This is a genomic window from Flavobacterium reichenbachii (assembly GCF_002217435.1).
Classification (GTDB): domain Bacteria; phylum Bacteroidota; class Bacteroidia; order Flavobacteriales; family Flavobacteriaceae; genus Flavobacterium; species Flavobacterium reichenbachii.
The window spans coordinates 20653-47557 of record NZ_MUHF01000021.1 but is presented as its reverse complement, the minus strand read 5'-3'; the positions used below and the strand labels follow the sequence as shown (position 1 = coordinate 47557).

Genomic DNA, 26905 nt, shown 5'->3' with positions numbered 1-26905 from the left:
GCAAATGTAAAATAAAAATGAAAAACTTTACTCAATTTAAAGATAATTAAAGTTTTTTTTTAATCTATGATTTTAATCATTTTTACCGAATAACCTTACTCATAAGTTTGTTGAATAATTTAAAACAAACTCAAAAATGAAAAAAATTGTAACATTAATTGGTATTGTATTAATCGGATTGACAGCAAAAGCTCAAGATTCAGCTCAAGGATTAAAAGGCGCATGGTTTGCAACATCGCAATTTGGTTACCAGCAGACTAAAACGGCTGACGTTAAAAACACAAATTTATCTGTAATACCTATCGTTGGTACATTTGTTACGCCGTCTGTAGCAATTGGAGCAGGTTTGGGGTATATTAATATGAAATCTGCTTCTGATGAAGGAACATCTGCAAAAACAGATTTAATTGTAATTCAGCCATTAGCAAGAAAATATTGGAATGTTGCCGGTTCTCTTTATTTCTTCGGACAAGCGGCTTTACCGGTTATTACTGGTAAAGAAAAAGAAGGTGGTACAAAAATAAATCAGGTTGGTCTGTCTGTATCAGGAGGATTTGATTATTTTGTTACTAAGAATTTCTCAGTAGAATTTTCATATGATTTAGCAAATTTCACTTCAACAACAATAAAACCGGAAGAAGGAGAAAAAACAACTGTAACAAATTTTGGATTAGCGCATATGGCAAATGTTGATTCTGCTTATTTAGTTGGAGGTTCCAATTTAACATCTCCACTAGCTGTCGGATTTAAATTTATATTCTAATTTGTAATTGATGATTTCGATTTCAATTTACTAATTTTGTAAAAACAAAGACCGTACTTTTTTGAGTACGGTCTTTTAATATTATTTAATTTATTTAAAATGGAAAATCAATCAAAAGATCCTCTTCACGGAGTTACACTTCAAAAAATAGTAGAAACATTAGTAGATTATTACGGTTTTGATACTTTAGGAGAATTGATTCCTGTAAAATGCTTTCTGTCAAATCCGAGTGTAAAATCAAGTTTAACTTTTCTAAGAAAAACCGATTGGGCTCGTAAAAAAGTAGAAGATTTGTATGTAAAATCGCTGCCTAAGTTTGCTAAATTATAATTTATACGAAATCATAACGCCTCCACGGTAAGGAAGCCATTCCCCGCTTTTGTTCCAGTTTGGAGCTTTTTCATATCGGCCCGGCGTTCCATCATTATAATATCCATGATAGAATCCCTGATGCCAGCCGCCGCCGACAAAAACATCTAATAAAAGTTTTTCGCTTATTTTGACATTATAACCTACTGTAACACCCAAACGATAACCAAATCCATGTTCATAATGATTACTGTTCCAGTAATTCCATTTTTGAATTTTGTACATATCAGGTCCAGCGTGTATACCGGCATAAAATCCGTTGTATTTTTCTTTAAAGTGGTAACGAACTTCTGGAGTAAAAGTATAAAATTCCATTGGGCTGTGTCCGTTAAATGATTTCCAGAAAGAAGCCATAACATCAAAACTAAAAGTAGTTTTTTCTCCAATACTCGTTTCTATACCAATATTCGGAACGCCAATTAGAGCAGTTGCACCATTAAATTTTATAAAAGTTTGACTCTGTAATTGAATCGCAAATAGAAGAACAATTAGGATAATTAGTTTTCTCATAAAGAAATATTTGTTTTAGGAAATAGTGGTCAATTCCTTATTTCGGGTGCAAATATAACGCAATACTATATTTTCTAGTATTTAGAATTGCGTATTTAATAAGAATAATTTTTAAAATTTTAGACAATAGAAATTACTTTTCTAATAATGAGTAGATTACCTTATCAAGAAATTTTCCTTCCCAAAATTCTGATTCTTTTAGATGTGCTTCTTTTATAAAACCGCATTTTTGCAGTACTTTTTCAGATCCAATGTTTCCAGGATCTATTACAGCTTCTATAGAGTGAAGTTTTAGATCTTCAAAGCCATATTTTATCAATCGGTTTACAGCTTCAGGAATGATTCCTTTTCCGTGAAAATCGGGCAATAACATATAACCGATCTCTGCACGGTAATTTTCGGGCTGTAATCTGTAGTAACCAATAATACCCAATAGTTTAGGGTCATTTTTTATAGTAATCCCCCAGTTTATTCCAGTATTGGTATTAATTTTATCTTCAATCATTGCAATATGATCCAGAGCTTCCTGATCGTTTTTTACCAGCGGACGCGGAATGTATTTCATTGTTTCGGGATTCGAACGCAATTCAAAAACTTCCTTCACATCATCATTAGTAATTCTTCTTAAAAGTAAGCGTTCTGTTTCTATTACAGGAAATGGAGTAAAATTAAATTCTAACATCTTTATACTATTTTTATACTGAATTTTGAATGGAAAGTTTTTTGCGGTTCCAGAATTATAATTCCTTCTTTTTCAAATAAATCCCCAGAATTACTTTCTGTGTCAGAATACCCAAACCACGGTTCTATACACACAAAATGAGCTTGTTCTTTGGTCCAGATTCCTAAACTCGGAAAATCTTCAAAATCTACTTTAATATAAGGTTTAGAGTTTTCTAAAATAGTTAGAGAATTCGATTCTAAATTTTTAAAAATCAAAGCATCATTTTTAAACAATTCATAATTTAAAGGAATTATATTGTTTGTAGTTTCCAGAATCTTGGTTTTATCAGAAATCAAATCATTTTCTAAAAGATGATATTTTAGAATTTCTTGTTTTTCAAACTCAAAAGCATAATTTTCAAAATTCTCAGGAAGTGCAATAGCAGGATGTGCGCCTATAGAAAAAGGCATTTTCTCATTTGCTTTGTTAATTACGTTGTATTCTATCTGCAGAGTATCTTCTTGAAGAGTATAAATAAGCTGTAATTCAAATTCAAAGGGATATTTTTCTAATGTTTTTGCCGAAGATTGCAAAGAGAAAATGGCGCTGTTTTCTGTTTTTTCAACAAGTTCAAATTCCATATCACGTGCAAAACCATGTCTTGGCAGTTGGTATTCCTTCTCCTTAATAATGTAAGTGTTGTTTTTTAACGTTCCAACTATAGGAAAAAGAATAGGAGAGTGTTTGCCCCAGAAATCAGGATTTCCTTCCCATATATATTCTTTATTATGAATGTCTTTTAATGAAAATAATTCGGCTCCGGAATGTTTTATAGAAGCGGTCAGCGTAGAATTTGATATTGTTGTATTCAAAGTATTTAAATTGAAATAAGTAAATTTTTTCGAGTGATGTAAATATATTTTATAAATTTTATTTTTTTAAGAAAAACGCTTAATTTATTTTTTTGGTAAAATTTTGCTAAAATTCAATTTATCTTTTGAGTTTTCTGTTTCAGTAGCTTTTTTTTTCATTAATTTGCTACATAAACAGCTAAAAAATATGAAAAAGCATTCCTTAAAAGCCACCTTAACCATGGCTTTGTTTGTTGGGATTTCTTCTGTTTGGGCACAACAGAATCCTGCAGCTACAACAGTAAATTCAGTTAATAATTATAATTATCATGATGCGTTTGCACCCAATTTTTATACTAAAAACGGAACATCTACCCGCACAGCCAGCGGTCAGCCTGGAGTTGAATATTGGCAGAATAGAGCTGATTACCAATTAACGGTAAAGCTTAACGGAGCAACAAATGAGATTATTGGTACAGACGAAATTACATACACCAATAACAGTCCGGATAAATTGTCGTTTTTATGGCTGTATTTAGACCAGAATTTATTTAACAAAGATTCAAGAGGAAATGCTATTGTGCCACTAACGGGAAGCCGTAACGGAGCTCAAGGTCAGGTTTTTGACGGCGGTAATAAAATAAAATCGGTAAAAGTAATTTCTGTTGGTAAAAAGAAAACAGAAATCGAAGCAAAATATGTAATCACAGATACAAGAATGCAGATTTTCCTTCCTGAAGAATTAGCTTCAAAAGGTGCTGCAGTAAAAATCAAAATAGAATTCTCATTTATTGCTCCTTTCGAAGGATCTGACAGAATGGGAGTTTTAGAAACCAAAAACGGAAAGATTTTTACTATTGCGCAATGGTATCCGCGTATGTGTGTGTATGATGATGTGAGAGGCTGGAATACAGCACCTTATTTAGGCGCATCTGAGTTTTATTTGGAATATGGAAATTTTGATGTAAAAATAACAGCGCCTGCAAATCATTATGTAGTAGGTTCTGGAGAGCTTTTAAATGGTGCAGAAGTGTTTTCTGCAGAACAGCTTAAAAGATATAAAGACGCTTCTCAAAGTGATAAAACAGTGATAATTCGTTCTGCCGAAGAGGTAGCCGCAACTGCAGCTTCTAATGCATCAGCAGAAAAAACATGGCATTACCAAATAAAAAATGCACGTGATTTTTCTTGGGCATCTTCGCCGGCTTTCATTTTAGATGGAGCCAAAATAAACCTTCCAAGCGGTAAAAAATCTTTTGCATTGTCTGCTTATCCTGTAGAAAGTAACGGAAATGATGCTTGGGGACGTTCTACAGAATATGTAAAAGCATCAATTGAAAATTACTCAAAAAGATGGTTTGAATATCCTTATCCGGCAGCAACAAATGTTGCAGGAAATGAAGGAGGAATGGAATATCCCGGAATTGTTTTCTGCGGATGGGAATCTAAAGGAGATGATTTATGGGGAGTGACAGATCACGAATTTGGTCATATCTGGTTTCCTATGATTGTAGGTTCTAACGAGCGTTATTTTGCATGGATGGATGAAGGTTTTAATACGTTTATTAACTCTGTAAGTTCTGTTGATTTTAACAAAGGCGAATACAAACAAAAACCGGGAGATTTACATCAGGAAGCAGAATATTTTACAAGACCTGATTTAGAAACAATAATGAGCTCTCCAGACAATATGAAGGAGGTAAATATTGGTGTTTTATGCTACGCTAAACCAAGCGCAGGTTTGGTAATTTTGAGAGAGCAAATTCTTGGTGAAGAACGTTTTGATAAAGCATTGCGTACTTATGTAGAGCGCTGGGCATACAAACATCCAACTCCGGATGACTTCTTTAGAACAATAGAAAATGTTGCCGGAGAAGATCTGAGCTGGTTCTGGAGAAGCTGGTTTGTAAATAACTGGCGTTTTGATCAAGGTATTAATTCTATTAAATATGTAAAAAACGACCCGTCTAAAGGAGTTATAATTACCGTTGAGAATTTGGATAAAATGCCAATGCCTGTTATTTTGGATGTGAAAACAAAAAGCGGAAAAGTGACCAGAGTAAAACTCCCCGTAGAAGTTTGGCAGCGTAATAATTCATGGTCATTCAAACACGATTCTACTGAAGAAATAGAAAGTGTAACTTTAGATCCGGATCATGCATTTCCAGATAATAACCAAAGCAATAATTTTTGGACAGCAGCTAAAGGTAAAATAGAAAAAGATGTTGTTTTAGATGCTTATTTAGGAACTTATACTACAAAAATAGCGCCTTTAACCATCGTTTTTTCAGAGAAAAATAGTACTTTGAATGTTGAAATTACTGATTTTCCTAAATTTTCTGTTGAGCCGGTTCCAAGTGAAAAAGAAACTTTTATATCTAACTCAGCCGGATTAAAATTCAAATTTAATGAAGCAAAAACTGGTTTTGATATGATTGTTTTAGGAAACGGACAAACAATACCATTTACTAAGAAATAATTAATAAAGATTATAATGTTTTAAAACCCCGATAGCTATCTGTAACTATCGGGGTTTCTTTTTGATTTCCAGAGATTCAAGTTTCAGGTTTCAAGTTTCATGTTTCAAGATCAAAACCTTTGCACCTCTGCACCTTAGAATCTCAGAACCTTAAAAAAAATCAACAAAACATTAAAAAAATGTTAGAAAATTATTTTTTTGTTTTGAAAATAAAAAAATAGTGTACTTTTGCACCGATGAATAAAATAAGTTTACATATAACTTCTTTGTCACGGACAAACCTGCCTGGTACTTCTCCCGAAGTACGGATACTATCTATCTAGTATTCACAGAGTTTTTCGCCGTATATTTATTCATATCCATTTTTCATTTTGAAATCACATAATTTGTCCATTGGACAAACATATCCTAAAAGTATATATTATTTTGTAAATTTCCTGAATCAAGTTTTTGATTTTGAGAATGTTACTTCTATTTTGCTTAATTTTATTGGATTCAATTCTGGATTTCAAACCAAACAACATGCTTTAATTTTTAACTCTAACTTCAATTATTGAAATGAAGATCTCTATTGTTGTTACTCAGGAAGAACACTTCAAATTCGCACAAGAAATCTGCGATACGATAGAATCATCGGCCTTGTTAAGAGGTACGGGGATTGCTAAAAGAACCCCTGAGTACATTCAGAAAAAAATGTCGAATGGTGATGCAATGATTGCTCTGGCTGACGGGAAATTTGCAGGCTTTTGTTATATCGAAAGCTGGGAACATGGAAAGTTCGTAGCGCATTCTGGATTAATTGTACATCCTGATTATAGAAGTTTAGGTTTGGCGAAAAAGATCAAATCAAAAGTTTTTGATTATTCTTTGAAGAGATATCCAGATGCAAAAATATTCGGAATCACAACTGGTTTGGCTGTTATGAAAATTAACTCTGAACTTGGTTATAAGCCAGTTCCTTTCTCTGAGTTAACTACCGATCCGAGTTTTTGGGCAGGCTGTAAAACGTGTACCAATTTCCCAATTTTACAAAGCAAAGAAAACAAAATGTGTCTTTGTACCGGAATGTTATACGATCCGAAAGAAAAACAAAAAAATCCGCCGAGACACCCTTTTAATGAAGCTGTTTTAAGCAGATTGAAAAAAATTAAACAAGCTTTATTTTTAAATAAATTATTGTCGTTTATTTTTTTATTAAAATTTTAATTAGAAAAAATCTCAAACTGCTACATACGAAAGTATTAGCCTAAATTATAAAAAATGAAAAAAGTAGTATTAGCTTATAGCGGAGGATTAGATACCTCGTATTGTTTGAAATATTTAAAAAATGAAAAAGGATACGAAGTTCATACTGTACTTGTTGACACAGGAGGATTTGACGCAGAAGAATTATCAGCTATAGAAAAAAGAGCTTACGAGTTAGGAAGCGCGCAGCATGCGAACTTAACCATCGTAGATAAATATTATGATAAAGCTATAAAATATTTGATTTTCGGAAACGTATTAAAAAACAATACTTATCCATTATCAGTAAGTGCAGAACGTGTTTTTCAAGCTATTGAAGCTATAAAATATGCTAAAAAAGTTGGAGCAAGCGCGATCGCACACGGAAGTACAGGTGCAGGAAATGACCAAATTCGTTTTGATTTAATTTTCCAAACCATTGCTCCAGAAATCGAAATCATTACCCCAATTAGAGATTTAAAATTATCAAGACAAGAAGAAGTTGATTATTTAGCTCAAAACGGAGTTCATTATTCTTGGGAAAAAGCACAATACTCTATCAATAAAGGACTTTGGGGAACAAGTGTTGGAGGAAAGGAAACCTTGACTTCAAGCCAGCCATTGCCAAGTGACGCTTATCCTTCGCAATTGAAAAAAGAAGAGGAAGAAAAAGTAAGACTGCATTTTGAACAAGGCGAATTAGTTGGTTTAAACGGTCAGTTTGATAAACCTTCAAATAATATTGTTGCACTTGAAAAACTGGCAAATGCGTTTGCAATTGGAAGAGATATTCACGTTGGAGATACAATTATCGGAATTAAAGGAAGAGTTGGTTTTGAAGCTGCAGCTCCGTTAATCATTATCAAAGCACACCATTTATTAGAGAAACATACTCTTGGAAAATGGCAGCAATATTGGAAAGAACAATTAGGAAACTGGTACGGAATGTTATTTCACGAAGGTCAGTTTTTAGATCCAGTAATGCGTAATATTGAAACCTTTTTACAAGACACGCAAAAGACGGTAAATGGAGTTGTTACAGTTTCTTTAAAACCATACCATTTTTCACTTGACGGAATTGAATCTGATAATGATTTAATGAATACAGGATTTGGTCAATACGGAGAAATGAACAATGCCTGGACGTCTGACGATGCAAAAGGATTTATTAAGATTTTAGGAAATGCCCAAAATATATTTTCATCTGTAAATCATTTAGATCATGATTAATATCGGAATAATTGGTGGTTCGGGCTACACTGCCGGAGAACTCATCAGAATTTTAATGTATCACCCAAAAGTAAACATCGATTTTGTTTACAGTACAACAAATGCAGGGAAACCACTTTCTGTTGCGCACCACGATTTGATGGGTGATATCGAAATGAATTTTACAGACTTAATTAATCCCGAGGTAAATGTGGTGTTTTTATGTTTGGGACACGGAAAATCGATTTCATTTTTGAAAGAAAATCAATTCGCAAGTCACACCAAAATCATCGATTTAGGAAATGATTTCAGATTAAATAAAGATGCTCATTTCGAAGGAAAAGATTTTGTTTACGGATTGCCTGAAATCAATAAAGCCGAAATCAAAAAAGCAAATTATATCGCAAATCCAGGTTGTTTCGCAACTGCTATTCAATTGGCATTATTGCCTTTAGCTAAAAACAATTTGCTGAATAATGACGTTCATATAAATGCGACAACTGGAAGTACGGGAGCAGGAGTAAGTCTTTCAGAAACTTCTCATTTCAGCTGGAGAAATAATAATATGTCACATTATAAAGCTTTTGAACATCAGCATTTAGGTGAAATTGGAGAAAGTTTGGTGCAATTACAGGATGATTTTGAAAGCGAGTTGCTTTTTATTCCGAATCGAGGAGATTTTCCAAGAGGAATTTTTGCGACCTTATATACGCTTTCTGACGATAGTTTGGAGCAATTGGTTACTAAATACGAAGATTTCTATAAAGCTGAGCCTTTTGTAACGGTTACAACGACTAATATTAATATGAAACAAGTCGTTCAAACCAATAAATGTATTATCAGTTTATTGAAAAAAGGAAACCGGGTTTTAATCACATCAATTATTGATAATTTAACCAAAGGTGCTTCAGGACAAGCGATTCAAAACATGAATTTAATGTTCGGATTAGAAGAAACTACCGGTTTACATTTGAAACCAAGCGGATTTTAGGAAAAATTTGTTTCAGGTTTGAAGTTTCAAGTTTCACGTTTTATACGAAACTTGAAATATGCAACAGAAACGCAAATCAGTTTCAAGTTTAAAGTTCCAAGCTTCACTTTCTGTGAAAACTTGAAACCTGAAACCTGAAACAAAATAAACAAAAAACATGAACTTATTTAACGTTTACCCATTATATGACATAACTCCAGTAAAAGCTGTAGATTGTACCATTACAGACGACAAAGGAGTAGAATACTTAGATTTATACAGCGGACATGGTGTGATTTCTATCGGACATACACAGCCGGATTATGTAGCAAAACTTAAAAACCAATTAGACCATTTAGGATTTTATTCGAATGCGATTCAGAATCCTTTGCAGGTTGAATTGGCTCAGAAACTAGGAAAGCTTTCTGGTTTAGAAGATTACGAATTGTTTTTATGCAGTTCTGGAGCTGAAGCAAACGAAAATGCTTTGAAATTAGCTTCTTTCCATAACGGAAAATCAAGAGTAGTAGCTTTTGACAATTCTTTCCACGGAAGAACTTCTGCAGCCGTTGCCGTTACAGATAACAAAAAAATTGTTGCGCCATTAAACGCACAGCAAGTTGTTACTTTTTTACCTTTAAATCAAATTGAATTAGTTGAAGCTGAATTGGCTAAAGGAGATGTTACGGCAGTAATTATCGAAGGAATTCAAGGAGTTGGAGGTTTAGATCAGGGAACTACAGAATTTTTTCAGGCTTTAGAAAAAGCATGTAAAAAATATGATGTGGTTTTGATTTTAGACGAAGTACAATCAGGATACGGAAGAAGCGGAAAATTCTTTGCGTTCCAGCATCACGGAATCAGCGCTGATATTATTTCAGTTGCCAAAGGAATGGGGAACGGATTTCCGGTTGGAGCCATTTTAATATCTCCAAAATTTGAAGCAAGTTTCGGATTATTAGGCACAACTTTCGGTGGAAGCCATTTATCTTGTGCAGCAGGAATTGCAGTTTTAGATGTGATCGAAAAACTGGATTTACAAAAGAATGTAAACGAAGTTTATGCCCATTTCTTAGAAAAAATCAAAGAAGTTTCTGGAATCAAACAAGTAAAAGGAAAAGGTTTAATGCTTGGAGTAGAGTTCGATTTTGATGTTGCAGCCTTAAGAAAAAAGTTAATTATCGAAAAACACATTTTTACAGGAAGTGCAAACAACAAAAATCTATTAAGAATTTTACCGCCGTTAACAGTGAAAAAGGCCGATATTGATACATTTATTGTTGCTTTAAAAGAAAGTTTAGAAGAACTTAAAAATTAATGATACCACTGAGAAAAATTTTAGGTGTTCTTTTAATAATTGGTGTTTTATTTCCAATGTTACTTTTTCTGAATCCATTTGCATGGGGAATGAGAAGAGCACCTGAATATGTTCGTTCAGAAAGACTTGAAAAAGTTTTGGAAGAAATGAATAATGAGATCAATAAATCTGAAGATATAGAGATTGAGACTTATAATAATACACCAAACTTATGGTATTTGCGAGATTGCCAAAATGATAAGCTGGATTCTTTAGAAAATTTTGAAATTCAATTCTCTAAAGTCAAAAATGATTCTTTTATTAAAGAAAAAATAAAGAAGTATGCACCTTTAATTGGAGAAGAAATTGGTTGTAAATGCTATGATTCTTTAATATTTAAGTTTGAGTTGAAAGAAAATGAAATGCAGCAATCAGTTATTGGATTTAAAATTAAATAAGATGAAAAATAGCTTTTTAATTTCAGTTTCATTTCTCAAATATCAATCAGCAGCCTATTTGTTTGTAATATTATGGACTGTTTTAATTGCAAAAGTTCAGAGTATGTTTGTTATTTTCAAATATACTGAATTGATAAACGAAGTTCTTTTTTTTATATATTTTGTGGTTGTATTGTCTTCTGTTATATTATTAATAAAGCAAATTTCAAGAATTTATTTTTCTTCAGAAAGTAATATAAAACGAAGTGTATGGATCGTAGTTAATATTTTTCTGTATTACGGAGTTCTATTGGCTGATTTATACTTAGCATCACAATTTAGATCTTAAAAGACAACCAAAAAACAACCAACTAAATTATGAATCCATTATCAATTGAAAAACGAAACTTGGTTTTGCGGACTATGGCAAAGCTGGTCGAGCAGGAGCGGCGTCAGATAATCTTAACGAATCAAGAAGATCTTACCGATTACGACGGCTCAGATTTAGCGATGGAAGAGCGTCTAAAAGTAGATGATAAAAAAGTCGATGAGATGATTTTATCATTAAACCAATTGGCTTCACAAGAAGATCCTGTTGGAGTTGAGCGTTTTCATTTTGTTCATGATAATGGAATAAAAGTCATAAATAAAACGGCTGCTTTTGGTACGATTTTAATTATTTACGAATCTCGTCCCGATGTTACAATCGAAGCGGGAGGAATCGCTTTTAAATCCGGAAATAAGATTTTATTAAAAGGAGGAAAAGAATCTCTAAAGTCAAATTTGAAAATCGTAAGTCTTTGGCATAAAGCTCTTGAAGAAAATGAAGTTTCGAAAGACTGGGTTGAATATCTGAATTATAATCGTTCAGAAACACAGACTTTTTTAGAAAAACCAACTCAAAAAGTCGATTTGATTGTTCCGAGAGGCGGAGAAAAATTGATTGAATTTGTAAAAGCACATGCCACTTGTCCGGTAATTGTTAGCGGACGCGGAAATAATTTTGTTTACGTTCATAAAAATGCAGATACTGATTTGGCTTTAAAAGTAATTTTAAACGCTAAAACATCTAAAATTTCAGCTTGTAATGCAGTTGATAAAGTTTTAATAGATTCTAAATTACCGAATTTTGAAGCTTTTACAGCGATGTTAATTGAAACATTGGACGAATCAAAAGTTGAAGTTATTGTCGATAAATCATTAGAAGATTTCGAAAATACCAAAACGCTTCAAAATGAAGATATCTGGTATGAGGAATTTTTAGATTATAAAATTATCATCGGAACAATTGATTCTGAGGAAAATGCAATCGAAAAAATTAATAAATATTGCGGCGGACATTCGGCTGTAATTATTACAAGAGATGATAAAGCAGCACAAAAATTTATGGATGCCGTAGATACTGCAGCCGTTTATCAAAATGCATCAACCCGTTTTACAGACGGCGGACAATTTGGTTTAGGCGGAGAATTAGCGATAAGCACAGATAAATTACATCAAAGAGGCCCAATTGGTTTGCAGCATTTGGTTACCAATAAATGGTACGTTTACGGAGAAGGACAAATTAGGTAATTGAGATAATTAGAATTTTAGATTGATGATTAACGATTTTTGATTTTCAGATTATTTATTAGAATTTAATTGTAGATAAAGCTTTGCGAACTTATCATTTATAAACACAAACAAAATAAAAAACCTTGCGCCCTTTGCGGTTAAATACGGTTACAATATAAAAATTTAGAGTCTCAGAAAATCAGGACAGCACCTTAAAAAAAATGGGTAAGAAACGAATTTTATTAAAAATAGGAAGTAATACTTTAACCAAAGAAACCAACCATATTTCGCGGGGAAAGATTGAAGACCTCGGAATGCAGATTGCAGCTTTAAACAAAGATTACGAATTTGTAATTGTAAGTTCTGGAGCAATCGCGGCGGCAAAACAATTCGTTAAATTGGAAAGCAAAGGAAAAGAAATTGCATTAAAACAAGCTTTAGCATCAATCGGTCAGCCCCATTTAATGCGGATTTTCCATGAAAATTTCAGCGATTTAGGTTTATTGACATCACAATGTTTATTGTCTTATTCTGATTTCGAAAAAGACCAGTCAAAAGTAAATATTGTCAATACAATAAACGTTTTAGTGGAGAACAATTACATTCCGATTATCAATGAAAACGATACTGTTGCCACAGATGAAATTCGGTTTGGAGATAATGACAAATTAGCGGCGTTAACTGCCGTTCTTTTAAATGTAGATATTCTGATAATTGCGACCAATACAAACGGAATTTACACCAAAGAATCTATTCACAATGAAATTCCGGAAACGATTAAATTGGTAAATGATTTAAAAACTTTGGAAAAAGAAATCGGCGATTCAAAATCATCACACGGTACAGGAGGAATGCAGTCCAAAATTGAAGCAGCCGGAATCGCAAAAGCAGCAAATATCGAAACTTGGATTGTAAACGGATTAAATGATAATTTTATTTTAAAGGCATTAAAAGACGAGATTCCTTTTACTAGGATTATCTAATGAGCGAATTAGAAAATTAGTTAATTAGATAATGCACAATTATCCAATTTTCTAATTATCACATTATCTAAATTAATTTAAAAAAATATGAACTATATTTCAATAAAAGACATCAACTCATTATCAAAATGGGTAAAAAGCGCGATTAAAATCAAAAAAAATCCGCTTAAAAATCAAAGTTTAGGGAAAAACAAAACTTTAGGAATGTTATTTTTCAATCCGAGTTTAAGAACGCGTTTGAGTACACAAAAAGCAGCTTTAAATTTAGGAATGAACGTTATGGTAATGAATTTTACCAACGAAGGCTGGACTTTGGAGTTTGAAGACGGAGCCGTAATGAATTCTGGTGCTTCAGAACACATTAAAGAAGCTGCAGAAGTAGTTTCTCAATATTGTGATATTATCGCAATTCGTGCTTTTGCAGGTTTGATTGACAAAGAAAAAGATTATGCTGAAACTGTTATTTCAGGATTTTTGAAGTACGCTACTGTGCCAATCGTAAATATGGAAAGTGCTGTTCGTCATCCGATGCAGTCTTTGGCAGATGCTATTACGATGGAAGAACACAAAACGAAACACAAACCAAAAGTAGTGCTTTCTTGGGCGCCGCATCCAAAAGCTTTGCCACAAGCCGTTGCCAATTCATTCGTAGAAATGATGCAAATGCAGGAAGATATGGATTTTGTGATCACACACCCAGAAGGGTACGAGTTAAGTCCCGAAATTACAAAAGACTGCAAAATTGAATACGATCAAAATAAAGCTTTTGAAAATGCCGATTTCGTTTACGTAAAAAACTGGAGTAACTTCAACGATTACGGAAAAGTAACCAACAGCGATCCAAATTGGACCGTAACGGCTGAAAAAATGGCTTTAACCAACAACGGAAAATTCATGCATTGTCTTCCCGTTCGTCGTAACGTAATTGTAAGTGACGAAGTTTTAGACGGAGAAAATTCAATCGTAATCGAGCAAGCGAATAACAGAACGTATTCAGCACAATTAGTTTTACAGAAAATTTTGAAGAAGTTATAAATTAAGGTACAAAGGCTCAAAGTTCCAAAGGTTCAGAGGTTTTACCAACTGAATTTAAACTTTGTTCCTTTGTTCCTCTGAACCTTTGTTCCTCATGAAAAAAGTTACCGTTATAAAAATAGGTGGAAACATCATCGATAATCCAGCAGAATTAGAGCAATTCTTAACCGATTTTTCTAAAATTGAAGGATATAAAGTTTTAGTTCACGGCGGTGGAAAATCGGCTACAAAAATGGCTCAGAGTATTGGTTTGGTTCCGCAAATGATTGACGGACGCCGTATTACAGATGCTCCAATGCTTGATGTTGTAGTTATGATTTACGCAGGACAAATCAACAAACATATCGTGGCGCAATTGCAGGCAAAAGATAATAATGCAATTGGTTTTTCGGGAGCTGATGGAAATTTAATTCAATCAACAAAAAGAAACCACCCAACAATTGATTACGGCTTTGTAGGTGATGTAAAGCAAGTCAACACCAAATTACTGGCAACTTTATTAGAAGCTGGAATTGTTCCCGTTTTCTGTGCGATTACACACGACAAAAACGGACAATTGTTAAACACAAATGCCGATACCATTGCAAGCGAATTATCAATTGCATTATCTAAAGTTTTTGATGTTACGCTGACGTATTGTTTTGAAAAACAAGGTGTTTTGCAGGATTCAGAAGATGATTCATCTGTAATAACAGAAATCAACGAAGCGTTATATAATAAACTAAAAGAAGAAAAAGTAATCCATTCCGGAATGATTCCAAAGCTGGATAATTGCTTTAATAGTTTATCAAGAGGTGTTCAAAAAATCAAAATTGGACATCATAAAATGCTCCAAAATCCTGATGTTTTGCATACAACGATTACATTATAAATATAGAGCCACGAATTACGCGAATTTTCACGAATTAAAATCAATTGAAACAAGTGAGGTATAATTTTAACACATAGAAATATAGATTTTATAAACTTATTAAAAGGCGTTTCACTTGTTATTAACAAACATAGCTGTGTGTGAGAAACTAGTTTCTTTTTACATTCTTTTATAAAACTAAAATCTATGATTCTATGTGTTAAATTATTTTTTTTACGATTTGCAATCAATTGGTTAATTGAAATAAAAAAATTAGTGAAAATTAGTGTAATTCGTGGCAAAAAAATAGAATTGCGCACTGCTTTTAAATATTAATTTAAGAAATTTGCGCAAATAAAATTTCTGGCTAAGATTAGTATAGCAATAGTAAAAGCTTGAAAAAACTTAGAACCTCAGAATCTTAGCACCTCAGTACCTAAAAAGAAATGAAAAATATTGCAACGCTTACCCAGGAAGCAATTAGTTTATTAAAAAGCCTTATCGAAACCCCTTCATTTTCTAGTGAAGAAGATCAAACGGCACTTTTAATCGAAAATTGGTTCAATCAAAACGAGATTCCTTTTCAAAGAGAAAACAATAATGTGTGGGCTTTCAACAAGTATTTCGACGAAAATAAACCAACACTTTTACTAAACTCACATCACGATACCGTAAGACCAAACCAAGCTTACACCAACGATCCTTTTAAAGCGATTGAAAAGGACGGCAAATTATTTGGTTTAGGAAGCAACGACGCGGGCGGATGTTTGGTTTCGTTATTGGCAACGTTTGTTCATTTTTACGAAAACCAAAACTTATCACATAATATTGTAATTGTGGCTTCTGCCGAAGAAGAAAGCAGTGGAAAAAATGGTTTAAACAGTGTTTTAAAGCATTTACCAGAATTAGATTGCGCCATTGTTGGCGAGCCAACTTTAATGCAATTAGCTGTAGCTGAAAAAGGTTTATTGGTTTTGGATGTAAAAGTAAAAGGAACCGCAAGCCACGCCGCACATCAAAACGATGATAATTCACTATATAAATCAATTCCGGTAATGGAATGGTTTAAAAACTATAAATTCGACAAAATCTCAGACGTTTTAGGTCCCGTAAAAATGACCGTAACGCAGATTAATGCAGGAAAACAACATAATGTGGTGCCTTCAGAATGTGATTTGGTTGTCGATATTCGCGTAACAGATCGTTATTCTAATACTGAAATTCTAGAAGTTGTAAAAGCTAATGTAAATGCTGAAGTAACACCAAGATCAATGCATTTAAATGCGTCTTCTATTCCAGTTGCACACGGTTTGGTTCAGGCGGGAATCGCTTTAGGAAGAACGACTTACGGTTCTCCGACGCTTTCAGATCAATCGGTTTTAAGCTGTCAGTCTTTAAAACTTGGACCTGGAGAAACGTTGCGTTCACATTCAGCAGACGAATTTATTTTTGTAAATGAAATTGAAGAAGGAGTCGATTTGTATATCAAAATACTAACCGATTTCTTTAAATTATAATATTTTTTAGGAGCTATTTCCCGCTATCCGTTACAATCTTTTTCTGGCTAAAGAAGCCAGAAAAAGGATTTCCACTGCTATCGGGGCTAGAAACACCAACAGTATAAACGACAACATTAGTATAAATTAGAACATAAACTACTAAGAAAGAAATTTAGAATCTAAGAATTCTAATAATCTAAGCAGTCTAACAATCTAATAATCTAAGCAGTCTAAAAATCTAAGTTATGAAACTTTGGGAAAAAGGAATACCAACAGACAAACAAATCGAACAATTCACAGTAGGAAACGATCGTGAACTGGATTTAGTTCTGGCAAAATACGATGCTTTAGGTTCAATCGCTCACGCTAAAATGTTGGGGCAGATTGGTCTGTTAACTTCAGAAGAAACGACTTCTTTGGTTGATGCGTTAAATGATATCATCGCTGATATCGTTGTTGGGAATTTTGAAATCGAGGACAGTTTCGAAGATGTACACTCTAAAATCGAATATCTTTTAACGGTAAAACTAGGCGATGCTGGAAAGAAAATCCACACCGCACGTTCTCGTAACGATCAGGTTTTAGTTGACGTTCATTTGTATTTGAAAGACGAATTAAAAGCCATAAAAGAACAAGTAAAAACATTGTTTGATTTGTTGATGGAATCGGCAGAAAAACATCAAAATGTATTATTGCCAGGTTATACACATTTGCAAATCGCCATGCCATCATCATTCGGAATGTGGTTTTCTGCTTATGCCGAAAGTTTGATTGATGATGTTACGATGTTAAACGCGGCTTCAAAAATCGTTGACCAGAATCCGTTAGGTTCTGCTGCTGGTTACGGAAGTTCATTTCCGATCAACAGAACATTTACCACTCAGGAATTAGGTTTCGAAACTTTAAAATACAATGCCGTTGCAGCACAAATGAGCCGTGGAAAAGCAGAGAAAACAGTAGCTTTTGCCATGACAAGCGTTGCTGGGACTTTATCAAAATTTGCGATGGACGTTTGTTTGTATATGAGCCAGAACTTTGATTTTATTGGGTTGCCGGCGCATCTTACAACTGGTTCAAGCATTATGCCTCATAAAAAAAATCCTGATGTTTTTGAATTAATCAGAGGAAAATGCAATAAGATTCAGGCACTTCCTTACGAAATCACTTTAATTACAAACAATTTGCCAAGCGGTTATCACAGAGATTTACAGCTTTTAAAAGAAGGATTGTTTCCAGCAATTCAAACTTTAAAATCTTGTTTAGATATTGCGATTTTTTCAGTGAAAGATATTACAGTAAAAGACAATATTTTAAAAGATAAAAAATACGATTATCTGTTTACAGTAGATACTTTAAACGAAATGGTTGTGGCCGGAATGCCGTTTAGAGACGCATACAAAGCCGTTGCTGAACAGCTGGAAGCAGGAACATATAAATCTCCAAAAGAAACAAAACATACACATGAAGGCAGTATTAATAATTTATGCCTTGATGCTATAAAAGATAAAATGAAAAAAGCTTTTTAATCTTAGTTTTAGATTAAATAAAAAACGGTTATTGATACAAATCAATAACCGTTTTTTTATTAGTTTTTTATGACTTTAAACGTTTTAAGCTTGTTTTCTACTTGTACTTTGCAGATGTAGATGCCTTTGGGAAGATTGCCGACATTTAGTTCCAATTTTTCATCTGCAGCAATGTTTTTGGAATGCGTGTAAACTTTTGCACCGCTTGATGAAAATAAATTAATCTGCGCCAAACCATTCTCAGTACTTGAAAAATCAATATTTAAAAGTCGATTTATAATCGAAGGATAATATTTTAGATTCAAATCACTCTCATTCTCATTAATACCCAAATTATTACAGCTTGTAGATAATTTTCCTTGAGCAGAAACCTGAAGTGTTGCCCCGGCACCACAAGATGAATTTGTTACGTATCCAGCAATATTTGCAGTAGGAGAGACGGTATAAGTATAAGTAGGTTTTGTAACTGTGGTTCCAGAATTAGCAGGTGCATTAAGACAGTCTGTAAATGCAATTCCGATATTTCCTCCATCTGTACTGATATAACTTTTAAAAGCAGTTCCGATTTTAGCAAAATCGGTTCCTTCCACATAGCAAGTAGTATTATTGATCCCGCCGCCTAAACCAATTGCCAGAGAACCAGAAACCGAAGTATTATAATAGCAGTTTAAAATATGAAGTTCAGCATTTCGCGCACGAGGCATGCGTTCTTTACATCCTTCTGCCCAATAACAGTTTTTGAAGGTAATACTATAATGACCGTCTGCAGGTGCGTCTGTTTTTGATGAACCGACCAAATCTGTAAAGCGATGATCATCTGCTCCTCCCGAGCCTCCAGCTTTTGGAGCTTTTAAATAGGTAAATTTACACCATGAAATGGTTACATTATCTGCAGCACCTTTATTGTCAAAGTTGCCATCCATACCATCTTGAAATTCGCAGTGATCTACCCATAGATTTACAGCTTCAGAAGTAAGATTATCATGGCCGTCGACATCATATGCGCCTGGACCTTCAAAGATTAAGTTTCTTATAATAACATTATTAGAACCTGGTTTTATATTTAAAATTCCAGAACCTGATGCAGTTTGATCAAGATTAACCAATTTCGCTCCCGGAAGTCCAATAATTGTTTTATCATTCAACAGCAGACTAGTATAAGTACAGGAAATAGTTCCAGATATTAAAATTACCTGAGGTGTTGTTAATTTTAGTTTGGCTGTCAAATCAGCGTAAGTTGAAACCGTTACTGGAACAGCAGTTCCGCCACCGGTCGCATTCGCACCAAATCCTTCTGGAGACGAGAGATAATAATTTTGTGAGAATATAGAAAAACAAGGTAGTAATACAGCAAATAAAAGCAGTTTTGTTTTCATTTTGTTATAAGTTTAAAGTGATTATTGGTGGTTTAGTTTGTAAGTGTAATCGATTACACAAATGTAGAAGAAAATCGATTAATTCAAATAAAATTTAAAATTATTTATAGTTTTTAACGATTTGATTTTTAGTTTTATAAATGTAATTATTACACTAAAATTAATAAATGTGCTGAAAATTATTTTTCTGTAATGAAAGAAAAATCAGTCGAAAGAGCTATATTTGATGCTTATAGTCATTCTATGTCAAGAATTAGAGAGCAGTCAACTCAAAATCTTTTTGAGAAAAATTTTATCACCAAAGAACAGTTTGAACAGATAAAAGAATACCGCAGTTTAAACATTTTTTCGCTGCATGCAGAACTAAAAATGCTGTTGTATTTATCTATTTTGGCATTTACTTCCGGAATTGGTATTTTAATTTATGAAAACATTGATACAATTGGTCATATTGCAATTCTATCGCTCCTTTTAATCGTTATTGTGGTATGTTTTTATTTTTGTTTTAAAAATTCAAAAGGCTTTCAAAAAACTGAAGCTGTATTTGAAAACCCTGTTTTAGATTATTTGGTACTTACTGCTAATATTCTGACGTGTATTTTTATTGGATACCTGCAGTTTCAGTACGAGCTGTTTGGCAAGCATTATGGTTTGGCGACATTAATTCCGACAATTGTCAGTTTCTTTTGTGCGTACTATTTTGATAATAAGGGCGTCTTGAGTATTGCAATAACAGGTTTAGGTGCTTATATCGGTTTTTCGGTTACACCGCAGGATTTATTAAACAATGATTTTTATTCAAATCAAAGTCTAAGTTACTCCGCAATAATACTAGGCGTTTTATTGGCTGTATGGACAATTTACAGCGATAGGATTAATCTTAAAACTCATTTTAAACTCGTCTATCTAACATTTGCTCTGCACATTATAAGCATTGCGGTTCTTAGTAATATGACGAACGAATATTATGGTTTCTGGCTTATTTTCTCGGCACTTCTTGCAGGCTCATCGTATTATTTTTATAGAATAAGTTATAGAGTAAAAGCAATCTCATTATATGTATTCACGATAGTGTATGCGTATATTGGCATAAGTATATTTTTGTTCCGAATTTTTGAAAATGTAGACTTTTCAGATCTATGGCAGTTGTTTATTTTACTGCTTCCACTTTATTTTATCGGTTCAATAGTTTTGTTTATCAAACTAATTAAGAATTTTAATAAAGAAATTGCTCTATGATAGTTCATGATAAAATTTTGTTAGATAATGAAGTATTACTAGAAGAAGCAGCATTGTTAGAAAGCGGAGGCTTTATAAACAAAGAACAATACAATCTGATAAAAAAGGAATTGCCAACTTTCAAGATTCATCGAAATATTTTAGTTCGGTTAGGTTTCTTTTTATTAGGAGCATTATTATATCTGTCCATCTGCGGTGTTATTGCATTAATAGGATTTTCTGGTTCAACCAATGATAATTTTATTTATATAGGCTGTTATCTTTTTGCTGTAGTTGGATTTGCAGGATCTGAAATTTTAGCTCAAAACAATTATTTTAGGCACGGTTTAGACGATACTTTTATTTTAGGAAGTATACTAAATGCTGGTTTTGCAATCGGAATTTCAACAGAAGGAGATAATTTTTCGGCTGTTGCAATTACGGTCGCTACAGTTTCGCTTATTATATATTTACGTTACCTTCATTTATTATCTGCATTGATTTTTTATCTGGCATTAACTGCCTTTTTTGGATACGTAATATTTGAATTTTTAGAAGCAGGCCAGGCAATTTTACCATTTTTCATAATGCTGTATAGTGTCGGAACCTATTATTTGTGCAGCAATCTCATCCAAAAACAAAAAGAGTTCTATTATTATAACGGGATTTTTTTGATAAAGAATACAGCTTTAGTTTTATTCTACTTATCAGGAAATTATTTTATTGTAAGAGAATTTTCTGCAAGTCTTTCAGAAGTATATTATGAAGTAAGTCCAGAAATTCCGTTTTCATGGTTCTTCTGGGGTTTTACATTTTTAGTTCCTGTATTTTATTTGTTTTATGCATTAAAAAATAAAGATAAAATACTGCTGTGGATTGTGATTTTAGCTCTCGGTTTTTCAATTTTTACTTTCCGAAATTATTTCCATGTTTTGCCTGTAGAAGCTGCATTAACCTTAGGCGGATTAATTTTATTTGCGATTGCTTATTTTTCAATAAAGAAATTAAAAAATAATGAATCAGGGATTACATTCAAACCAGACAGAATTAATAATTCTGATTCGCTTTTAAATTCAGAAGCACTAATTATAGCTTCGACATTTGGAATGCAACCAGAAGTACAAACTCCAGATTCGCCAATGAAGTTTGGAGGTGGAGATTTTAGCGGAGGCGGTTCTGGCGGAAGTTTTTAATTAATTGTGAATTAAAAAGTAAAAGTGAGATCTAAGCTTAACTAAAGTCAGATCTCACTTTTAATACGTATTTACAAGAAACTGTTATACTTTACTTTTCAATGCTGATGCATCAATATCACTATGCGAAACATCGTAAACTGCTTTTCCGTTTTTAATTAAAATTAATTGCGGTGATTCATGATATACATTGTATTTTCTGGCAATTTCGTTTGAAATATCGCGATGAGCTATCAGATCTAAAAAATAGGCATCTACCACATCATTCAAATCATAATCTTTCTCAAATTGTTTTAGAGCCATTCGGCTGATACTGCATCTTGTGCTGTGTTTAAATATTGCAACAGGCTTTTCATTAGAAATAGCATCAATTTCTGTCAATTGAATAATATCTGTTAATTCTGTCCAGTTTATACTGCCTTTAGGAGAATCTGTGTTCTCTGAATTTCCGAATATTGAATTAAAAAAACTCATAATTGTCTCGTTTTATGACTTTTTGACGTTTAAAAAGCTTTGAATAAGGATTTTTAATGTCATTTTGTCTGTAAATTTAGTATGGAATGTATTTTGAATATTGCAACAAAGTTAAAGTTTTTAAAGTTAAAATTTAATGCAATAAGTTCTAATTTTAATGATATCGAATAATAATCAAACCTAACAATATAAAGATATGAACATAAATAAATTTACAATCAAATCTCAGGAAGCTATTCAGCTTTCGCAGCAGCTCGCACAGCGAAATGGCCAGCAGCAAATAGAAAATGAGCACATTTTTAAGGCAATTTTTGAAGTTGATGAAAATGCAGCACCTTTTATTTTGAAAAAACTTAATGTAAATGTGCCCTTGTTTCTGCAGGTTTTAGACAGTACTATTCAGAGTTTTCCAAAAGTTTCCGGAGGTGATATTCTGCTTTCCAGAGATGCCAATAAAGCACTGAATGAAGCAGAGATTATTGCTCACAAAATGAACGATGAGTATGTTTCTGTAGAACATTTGATTCTGGCCATTTTTGATTCTAAAAGTAAAGTTTCGCAAATTTTAAAAGATCAGGGCGTAACAGGAAAAGGCCTTAAAGCAGCAATCGAAGAACTGCGAAAAGGAGAACGAGTAACATCGGCTTCAGCAGAAGAAACGTATAATTCGTTAAATAAATATGCTAAAAATCTAAACGAATTAGCTCGTACAGGAAAACTCGACCCTGTTATCGGTCGTGATGAGGAGATTCGTCGTGTATTGCAGATTTTAACACGAAGAACCAAAAATAATCCAATGTTAGTGGGAGAACCGGGAGTTGGTAAAACCGCGATTGCGGAAGGGTTGGCACATAGAATTGTAGATGGAGATGTGCCTGAGAATCTTAAGGATAAAATCGTTTTCTCTCTGGATATGGGAGCGCTGATTGCCGGTGCCAAATTTAAAGGAGAATTTGAAGAACGATTAAAATCTGTTGTAAAAGAAGTTACAGCTGCAGAAGGTGATATTGTTTTGTTTATTGATGAAATTCATACGCTGGTAGGAGCGGGTGGAGGTGAAGGCGCTATGGATGCAGCCAACATCTTAAAACCAGCTTTGGCGCGTGGTGAGTTGAGAGCAATTGGAGCTACAACTTTAGATGAATATCAAAAATACTTTGAAAAAGATAAAGCGCTTGAGCGTCGTTTTCAAAAGGTTTTAATCGACGAACCAGATACTGAAAGTGCGATTTCGATCTTACGCGGGATTAAAGAAAAATACGAAACACATCATAAAGTTCAAATTAAAGATGAAGCAATTATTGCAGCGGTTGAACTTTCTCAAAGATATATTACCAATCGATTTTTGCCGGATAAAGCGATCGATTTGATGGATGAAGCAGCTTCTAAACTGCGTATGGAAATCAATTCAAAACCTGAAGAACTGGATGTTCTGGATCGAAAAATCATGCAGTTAGAAATTGAAATTGAAGCCATTAAACGCGAAAAAGAAGAGAGTAAGCTTAAGATTTTAGGTATGGATCTGGCCAACCTGAAAGAAGAACGCAACGAAATGTATGCAAAATGGAAATCTGAAAAAGATATCGTTGACGGAATTCAGGCTGTAAAACTTGAAATCGAAGATTTTAAATACGAGGCAGAACGCGCAGAACGTGACGGCGATTACGGTAAAGTTGCCGAAATTCGTTACGGAAAAATTAAAGAAGCACAGGAACGACAAGAGGTTTTACAAAAACAATTGCAAGAATACCAACTTGGTAATTCTTTAATTAAAGAAGAAGTTACCAGAGAAGATATTGCAGAAGTTGTAGCAAAATGGACTGGAATTCCGGTTATGAAAATGCTTCAGACAGAAAGAGAAAAATTATTGCATCTTGAAGATGAATTGCACAAACGTGTTGTTGGTCAGGAAGAAGCGATTGAAGCCGTAAGTGACGCTGTGCGCAGAAGCCGTGCTGGTCTGCAGGATATGAAAAAACCTGTAGGAACATTTTTATTCTTAGGAACAACCGGAGTTGGTAAAACAGAGTTAGCAAAAGCTTTGGCAGAGTATCTTTTTGATGATGAAAACGCCATGACGCGTATCGATATGAGCGAGTATCAGGAACGCCACAGTGTGAGCCGTTTGGTTGGTGCGCCTCCGGGATATGTGGGTTATGATGAAGGAGGGCAATTGACAGAAGCTGTTCGTAGAAAACCGTATTCTGTAATTTTGTTAGACGAGATCGAAAAAGCACATCCCGATACGTTCAACATTTTATTGCAGGTTTTAGATGAAGGCCGATTAACAGATAATAAAGGGCGTCTGGCAGATTTTAAAAACACCATTATAATCATGACCTCCAATATGGGAAGCCAGATTATACAAGAAAAATTTGAGAATCTAAAAGGCGGAGTCGAAGCAGCTACAGAAGCAGCCAAAACCGAAGTTTTAGGATTATTAAAGCAAACTGTTCGTCCGGAATTTATAAACCGTATCGACGAGATTGTAATGTTTACGCCTTTAACAGTCGAAAATATTTCACGAATTGTGAGCTTACAGCTTAAGAGTGTTACAAAAATGCTTGCACTGCAAGGCGTTACTATGGATGCAACACCAGAAGCAATTGCGTATCTGTCTGACAAAGGATACGATCCGCAATTTGGTGCAAGACCAGTAAAACGTGTCGTACAGCGCGAAGTGTTAAATCAATTGTCTAAAGAAATTTTGGCAGGAAATATCACTACAGACAGTATTATTTTGCTGGATGCCTTTGATGGGAAATTGGTTTTTAGAAACCAAACAGTTAACTAATTTTTTCATTTTATTTATTTAAAGCACTGGTGGAAACACTGGTGCTTTTTTATGCAATTATTGTAATCCGTAAATAATGAAACTTTTTTAAAAAGTAATGTAAAGAAAATTACAGATTTAAGAAGGAATTTTATATTTCAATTAAAAACATAAAAACTATACATTATGAACAATATTTTTAGAGGACTTATAGCAGGTTACGGTGCAAAAAAATTAGGCGGAGGATGCTTCGGAACTATTTTAGTATTTATAATTATCTGGGTGCTTTTAGGGCAATGCAGTTAGGAATCAGCTTAAAGCGAATGTGAGAAACGAAGTATTGTAAATCTCAAAATTTGATCGGCTTCTGTAGAATAAATTAGATTTAAAAGTGCTAAATTCGCACCAGATTAATAATTTAAACGCAGCTTAAATTTGGTTAAAGTCAAGTTGCTGCGTAGTTTAAAAATAAATTAAATGGCATCAGGTTTTTTCGTTTTATTAGATGATATCGCAGCAATTATGGATGATGTAGCTGTAATGAGTAAAATTGCAGCAAAAAAAACAGCAGGTATTTTAGGAGATGATTTAGCTGTAAATGCAGAAAAAGCCTCTGGTTTTGCTTCTTCAAGAGAACTTCCTGTTTTATGGGCCATAAGTAAAGGATCGCTGTTAAATAAAATCATCATTCTGCCGATAGCCTTTTTATTAAGTGCATTTTTACCCGTTGCAATTATTGTAATATTGGTTCTCGGAGGTTTATTTTTAGCTTATGAAGGCGCCGAAAAAATATTTGAATACTTTGTTCCTCATGAACATGAATCTGAAGGAATTACAGAAGAAACATTTACAGAAGAACAAATTCTTGAAGCAGAAAAAGGTAAAATAAAATCAGCAATTGTGACCGATTTTATTCTTTCTGTAGAAATTGTAATTATTGCTTTAAGCACAGTAGTTGGAAAACCCCTTACACAGCAGATTATCGTAACATCAATAATTGCATTGATCGCAACCATAGGAGTTTACGGTATTGTTGCTCTTATTGTAAGAATGGATGAAGCAGGTTATAAGCTTATTAAATTTAGCAAAAAAGAAAAAAGCATATCAAAATTCATTGGCAATATATTAGTAAAAGCTTTACCATTTATAATTAAAAGTTTAACCGTAATTGGTACAATTGCTTTAATTTTAGTGGCCGGCGGTATCTTCGTGCATTATATTCCGTTTATCCATCATTATGTCGAAGGAATTAATATTCCGGCGATCGTAAAAGAATTTGTAATCGGGCTTGCACTAGGATTAGTGGTTTTAGCATTTGTAAATCTTTTCAAAAAAATATTTAAAAAGAAACAACCAGCACTTTAAAATTCTACAACAAAATATAAGTAAGAACATCAGTCGAAAGGCTGGTGTTTTTTTTTGAAGCAGTAAAATCGTTTTCAAAATACCAATAGTCCCGCTATCCACTATATCTTTTGTCTGCTAAAGGAGCAGTCAAAAGGATGCCGTTCCTATTGGGGCTAAGCGAGAAATTTTAATTTTTATAAGAAATTACAGTCGTTGCGGTAGATTTTTGGTATAAATAAGTTTTTGTCTTTCAGTAGTTTAATAATTTGTTTTCAGAATTAACAATTAATACAAGCAACCATTG

Annotated in this window: 23 protein-coding genes; 18 read left to right on the top strand and 5 right to left on the bottom strand. The window is 33.4% G+C overall.

The window, feature by feature from the left end; genetic code table 11:
- The first annotated feature begins 136 nt into the window (after window positions 1–136).
- Window positions 137–763, top strand: coding sequence for an outer membrane beta-barrel protein (locus B0A68_RS17400; protein ID WP_035680651.1), 627 nt, complete (start codon window positions 137–139; stop codon window positions 761–763).
- Window positions 764–862: 99 nt separating this feature from the next.
- A complete protein-coding gene (locus B0A68_RS17395) occupies window positions 863–1093 on the top strand; it encodes a VF530 family protein (RefSeq protein ID WP_035680648.1) in 231 nt (76 codons plus the stop codon).
- On the opposite strand, the gene B0A68_RS17390 is transcribed toward B0A68_RS17395, so the two are convergent.
- The 3 genes from B0A68_RS17390 to B0A68_RS17380 all read right to left on the bottom strand — a co-directional run bounded on the left by B0A68_RS17390 (window position 1088) and on the right by B0A68_RS17380 (window position 3178).
- A complete protein-coding gene (locus B0A68_RS17390; protein WP_035680646.1) occupies window positions 1088–1642 on the bottom strand; it encodes a DUF3575 domain-containing protein in 555 nt (184 codons plus the stop codon). The two genes, B0A68_RS17395 and B0A68_RS17390, sit on opposite strands and share 6 nt — an antisense overlap.
- Before the next feature lie 133 nt (window positions 1643–1775).
- Window positions 1776–2324 carry a GNAT family N-acetyltransferase gene (locus B0A68_RS17385; RefSeq protein ID WP_035680643.1) on the bottom strand — a complete coding sequence of 183 codons (549 nt, stop codon included), beginning with the start codon at window positions 2322–2324 and terminating at the stop codon, window positions 1776–1778.
- Between the two features lie 2 nt (window positions 2325–2326).
- A complete protein-coding gene (locus B0A68_RS17380) occupies window positions 2327–3178 on the bottom strand; it encodes an aldose 1-epimerase family protein (protein ID WP_035680641.1) in 852 nt (283 codons plus the stop codon).
- A 187-nt stretch (window positions 3179–3365) separates the two neighbouring features.
- Between B0A68_RS17380 and B0A68_RS17375 the strand changes: the two genes are divergently transcribed.
- From B0A68_RS17375 to argH, 12 genes are all read left to right on the top strand, one after another.
- Window positions 3366–5636 (top strand): M1 family metallopeptidase, encoded by a 2271-nt coding sequence (locus B0A68_RS17375; protein ID WP_035680639.1) that lies wholly within the window; start codon window positions 3366–3368, stop codon window positions 5634–5636.
- A gap of 558 nt (window positions 5637–6194) precedes the next feature.
- A complete protein-coding gene (locus B0A68_RS17370) occupies window positions 6195–6842 on the top strand; it encodes a GNAT family N-acetyltransferase (RefSeq protein ID WP_035680636.1) in 648 nt (215 codons plus the stop codon).
- 54 nt (window positions 6843–6896) lie between these two features.
- Window positions 6897–8090 carry an argininosuccinate synthase gene (locus B0A68_RS17365; protein ID WP_035680634.1) on the top strand — a complete coding sequence of 398 codons (1194 nt, stop codon included), beginning with the start codon at window positions 6897–6899 and terminating at the stop codon, window positions 8088–8090.
- Window positions 8083–9060 (top strand): N-acetyl-gamma-glutamyl-phosphate reductase, encoded by a 978-nt coding sequence (gene argC, locus B0A68_RS17360; RefSeq protein ID WP_035680631.1) that lies wholly within the window; start codon window positions 8083–8085, stop codon window positions 9058–9060. The genes B0A68_RS17365 and argC overlap by 8 nt, the downstream gene beginning before the upstream one ends.
- 157 nt (window positions 9061–9217) lie before the next feature.
- Window positions 9218–10357 carry an aspartate aminotransferase family protein gene (locus B0A68_RS17355; RefSeq protein ID WP_035680628.1) on the top strand — a complete coding sequence of 380 codons (1140 nt, stop codon included), beginning with the start codon at window positions 9218–9220 and terminating at the stop codon, window positions 10355–10357.
- Entirely contained in the window at window positions 10357–10794 is a 438-nt protein-coding gene (locus tag B0A68_RS17350; protein WP_035680625.1) for a hypothetical protein, read from the top strand. The genes B0A68_RS17355 and B0A68_RS17350 overlap by 1 nt, the downstream gene beginning before the upstream one ends.
- 357 nt (window positions 10795–11151) lie before the next feature.
- The gene (locus tag B0A68_RS17340; protein WP_035680622.1) at window positions 11152–12345 is read left to right on the top strand and encodes a glutamate-5-semialdehyde dehydrogenase; all 1194 of its coding nucleotides are present in this window, start codon (window positions 11152–11154) and stop codon (window positions 12343–12345) included.
- 203 nt (window positions 12346–12548) lie between these two features.
- Window positions 12549–13310: a glutamate 5-kinase gene (gene proB, locus B0A68_RS17335; protein WP_035680619.1), complete on the top strand. Its 762-nt coding sequence runs from the start codon at window positions 12549–12551 to the stop codon at window positions 13308–13310.
- 87 nt (window positions 13311–13397) lie between these two features.
- Window positions 13398–14345: an N-acetylornithine carbamoyltransferase gene (locus B0A68_RS17330; RefSeq protein WP_035680616.1), complete on the top strand. Its 948-nt coding sequence runs from the start codon at window positions 13398–13400 to the stop codon at window positions 14343–14345.
- A gap of 94 nt (window positions 14346–14439) precedes the next feature.
- On the top strand, window positions 14440–15216 hold the full coding sequence (gene argB, locus B0A68_RS17325; protein WP_035680614.1) for an acetylglutamate kinase: 777 nt from the start codon (window positions 14440–14442) through the stop codon (window positions 15214–15216).
- A gap of 425 nt (window positions 15217–15641) precedes the next feature.
- A complete protein-coding gene (locus tag B0A68_RS17320) occupies window positions 15642–16712 on the top strand; it encodes a M20 family metallo-hydrolase (protein ID WP_035680612.1) in 1071 nt (356 codons plus the stop codon).
- 227 nt (window positions 16713–16939) lie between these two features.
- Window positions 16940–18220: an argininosuccinate lyase gene (gene argH / locus B0A68_RS17315; RefSeq protein WP_035680609.1), complete on the top strand. Its 1281-nt coding sequence runs from the start codon at window positions 16940–16942 to the stop codon at window positions 18218–18220.
- Window positions 18221–18279: 59 nt separating this feature from the next.
- Here the strand turns inward: argH and B0A68_RS17310 are convergent, their stop codons facing one another.
- Entirely contained in the window at window positions 18280–19596 is a 1317-nt protein-coding gene (locus B0A68_RS17310) for a pectate lyase family protein (RefSeq protein ID WP_035680606.1), read from the bottom strand.
- A gap of 192 nt (window positions 19597–19788) precedes the next feature.
- On the opposite strand from B0A68_RS17310, the gene B0A68_RS17305 reads away from it, so the two are divergent.
- Entirely contained in the window at window positions 19789–20835 is a 1047-nt protein-coding gene (locus B0A68_RS17305) for a DUF2157 domain-containing protein (protein WP_240475222.1), read from the top strand.
- Complete coding sequence (locus tag B0A68_RS17300) at window positions 20832–22007, top strand: hypothetical protein (RefSeq protein ID WP_035680603.1); 1176 nt, start codon at window positions 20832–20834, stop codon at window positions 22005–22007. The genes B0A68_RS17305 and B0A68_RS17300 overlap by 4 nt, the downstream gene beginning before the upstream one ends.
- Before the next feature lie 84 nt (window positions 22008–22091).
- On the opposite strand, the gene ytxJ is transcribed toward B0A68_RS17300, so the two are convergent.
- Window positions 22092–22481 carry a bacillithiol system redox-active protein YtxJ gene (gene ytxJ / locus B0A68_RS17295; protein WP_035680601.1) on the bottom strand — a complete coding sequence of 130 codons (390 nt, stop codon included), beginning with the start codon at window positions 22479–22481 and terminating at the stop codon, window positions 22092–22094.
- A 196-nt stretch (window positions 22482–22677) separates the two neighbouring features.
- On the opposite strand from ytxJ, the gene clpB reads away from it, so the two are divergent.
- Both clpB and B0A68_RS17285 read left to right on the top strand, forming a co-directional pair.
- A complete protein-coding gene (gene clpB, locus B0A68_RS17290) occupies window positions 22678–25275 on the top strand; it encodes an ATP-dependent chaperone ClpB (protein WP_035680599.1) in 2598 nt (865 codons plus the stop codon).
- 456 nt (window positions 25276–25731) lie between these two features.
- The gene (locus tag B0A68_RS17285; RefSeq protein ID WP_035680594.1) at window positions 25732–26619 is read left to right on the top strand and encodes a DUF808 domain-containing protein; all 888 of its coding nucleotides are present in this window, start codon (window positions 25732–25734) and stop codon (window positions 26617–26619) included.
- Window positions 26620–26905 lie beyond the last annotated feature (286 nt).

Excerpts from the sequence above, each read along its gene's own strand:
- B0A68_RS17400 (WP_035680651.1), top strand. The coding sequence starts at position 137 with ATGAAAAAAATTGTAACATTAATTGGTATTGTATTAATCGGATTGACA.
- B0A68_RS17395 (WP_035680648.1), top strand. The coding sequence starts at position 863 with ATGGAAAATCAATCAAAAGATCCTCTTCACGGAGTTACACTTCAAAAA.
- B0A68_RS17390 (WP_035680646.1), bottom strand. The coding sequence starts at position 1,642 with ATGAGAAAACTAATTATCCTAATTGTTCTTCTATTTGCGATTCAATTA.
- B0A68_RS17385 (WP_035680643.1), bottom strand. The coding sequence starts at position 2,324 with ATGTTAGAATTTAATTTTACTCCATTTCCTGTAATAGAAACAGAACGC.
- B0A68_RS17375 (WP_035680639.1), top strand. The coding sequence starts at position 3,366 with ATGAAAAAGCATTCCTTAAAAGCCACCTTAACCATGGCTTTGTTTGTT.
- B0A68_RS17370 (WP_035680636.1), top strand. The coding sequence starts at position 6,195 with ATGAAGATCTCTATTGTTGTTACTCAGGAAGAACACTTCAAATTCGCA.
- B0A68_RS17365 (WP_035680634.1), top strand. The coding sequence starts at position 6,897 with ATGAAAAAAGTAGTATTAGCTTATAGCGGAGGATTAGATACCTCGTAT.
- argC (WP_035680631.1), top strand. The coding sequence starts at position 8,083 with ATGATTAATATCGGAATAATTGGTGGTTCGGGCTACACTGCCGGAGAA.
- B0A68_RS17355 (WP_035680628.1), top strand. The coding sequence starts at position 9,218 with ATGAACTTATTTAACGTTTACCCATTATATGACATAACTCCAGTAAAA.
- B0A68_RS17350 (WP_035680625.1), top strand. The coding sequence starts at position 10,357 with ATGATACCACTGAGAAAAATTTTAGGTGTTCTTTTAATAATTGGTGTT.
- B0A68_RS17340 (WP_035680622.1), top strand. The coding sequence starts at position 11,152 with ATGAATCCATTATCAATTGAAAAACGAAACTTGGTTTTGCGGACTATG.
- proB (WP_035680619.1), top strand. The coding sequence starts at position 12,549 with ATGGGTAAGAAACGAATTTTATTAAAAATAGGAAGTAATACTTTAACC.
- B0A68_RS17330 (WP_035680616.1), top strand. The coding sequence starts at position 13,398 with ATGAACTATATTTCAATAAAAGACATCAACTCATTATCAAAATGGGTA.
- argB (WP_035680614.1), top strand. The coding sequence starts at position 14,440 with ATGAAAAAAGTTACCGTTATAAAAATAGGTGGAAACATCATCGATAAT.
- B0A68_RS17320 (WP_035680612.1), top strand. The coding sequence starts at position 15,642 with ATGAAAAATATTGCAACGCTTACCCAGGAAGCAATTAGTTTATTAAAA.
- argH (WP_035680609.1), top strand. The coding sequence starts at position 16,940 with ATGAAACTTTGGGAAAAAGGAATACCAACAGACAAACAAATCGAACAA.
- B0A68_RS17310 (WP_035680606.1), bottom strand. The coding sequence starts at position 19,596 with ATGAAAACAAAACTGCTTTTATTTGCTGTATTACTACCTTGTTTTTCT.
- B0A68_RS17305 (WP_240475222.1), top strand. The coding sequence starts at position 19,789 with ATGAAAGAAAAATCAGTCGAAAGAGCTATATTTGATGCTTATAGTCAT.
- B0A68_RS17300 (WP_035680603.1), top strand. The coding sequence starts at position 20,832 with ATGATAGTTCATGATAAAATTTTGTTAGATAATGAAGTATTACTAGAA.
- ytxJ (WP_035680601.1), bottom strand. The coding sequence starts at position 22,481 with ATGAGTTTTTTTAATTCAATATTCGGAAATTCAGAGAACACAGATTCT.
- clpB (WP_035680599.1), top strand. The coding sequence starts at position 22,678 with ATGAACATAAATAAATTTACAATCAAATCTCAGGAAGCTATTCAGCTT.
- B0A68_RS17285 (WP_035680594.1), top strand. The coding sequence starts at position 25,732 with ATGGCATCAGGTTTTTTCGTTTTATTAGATGATATCGCAGCAATTATG.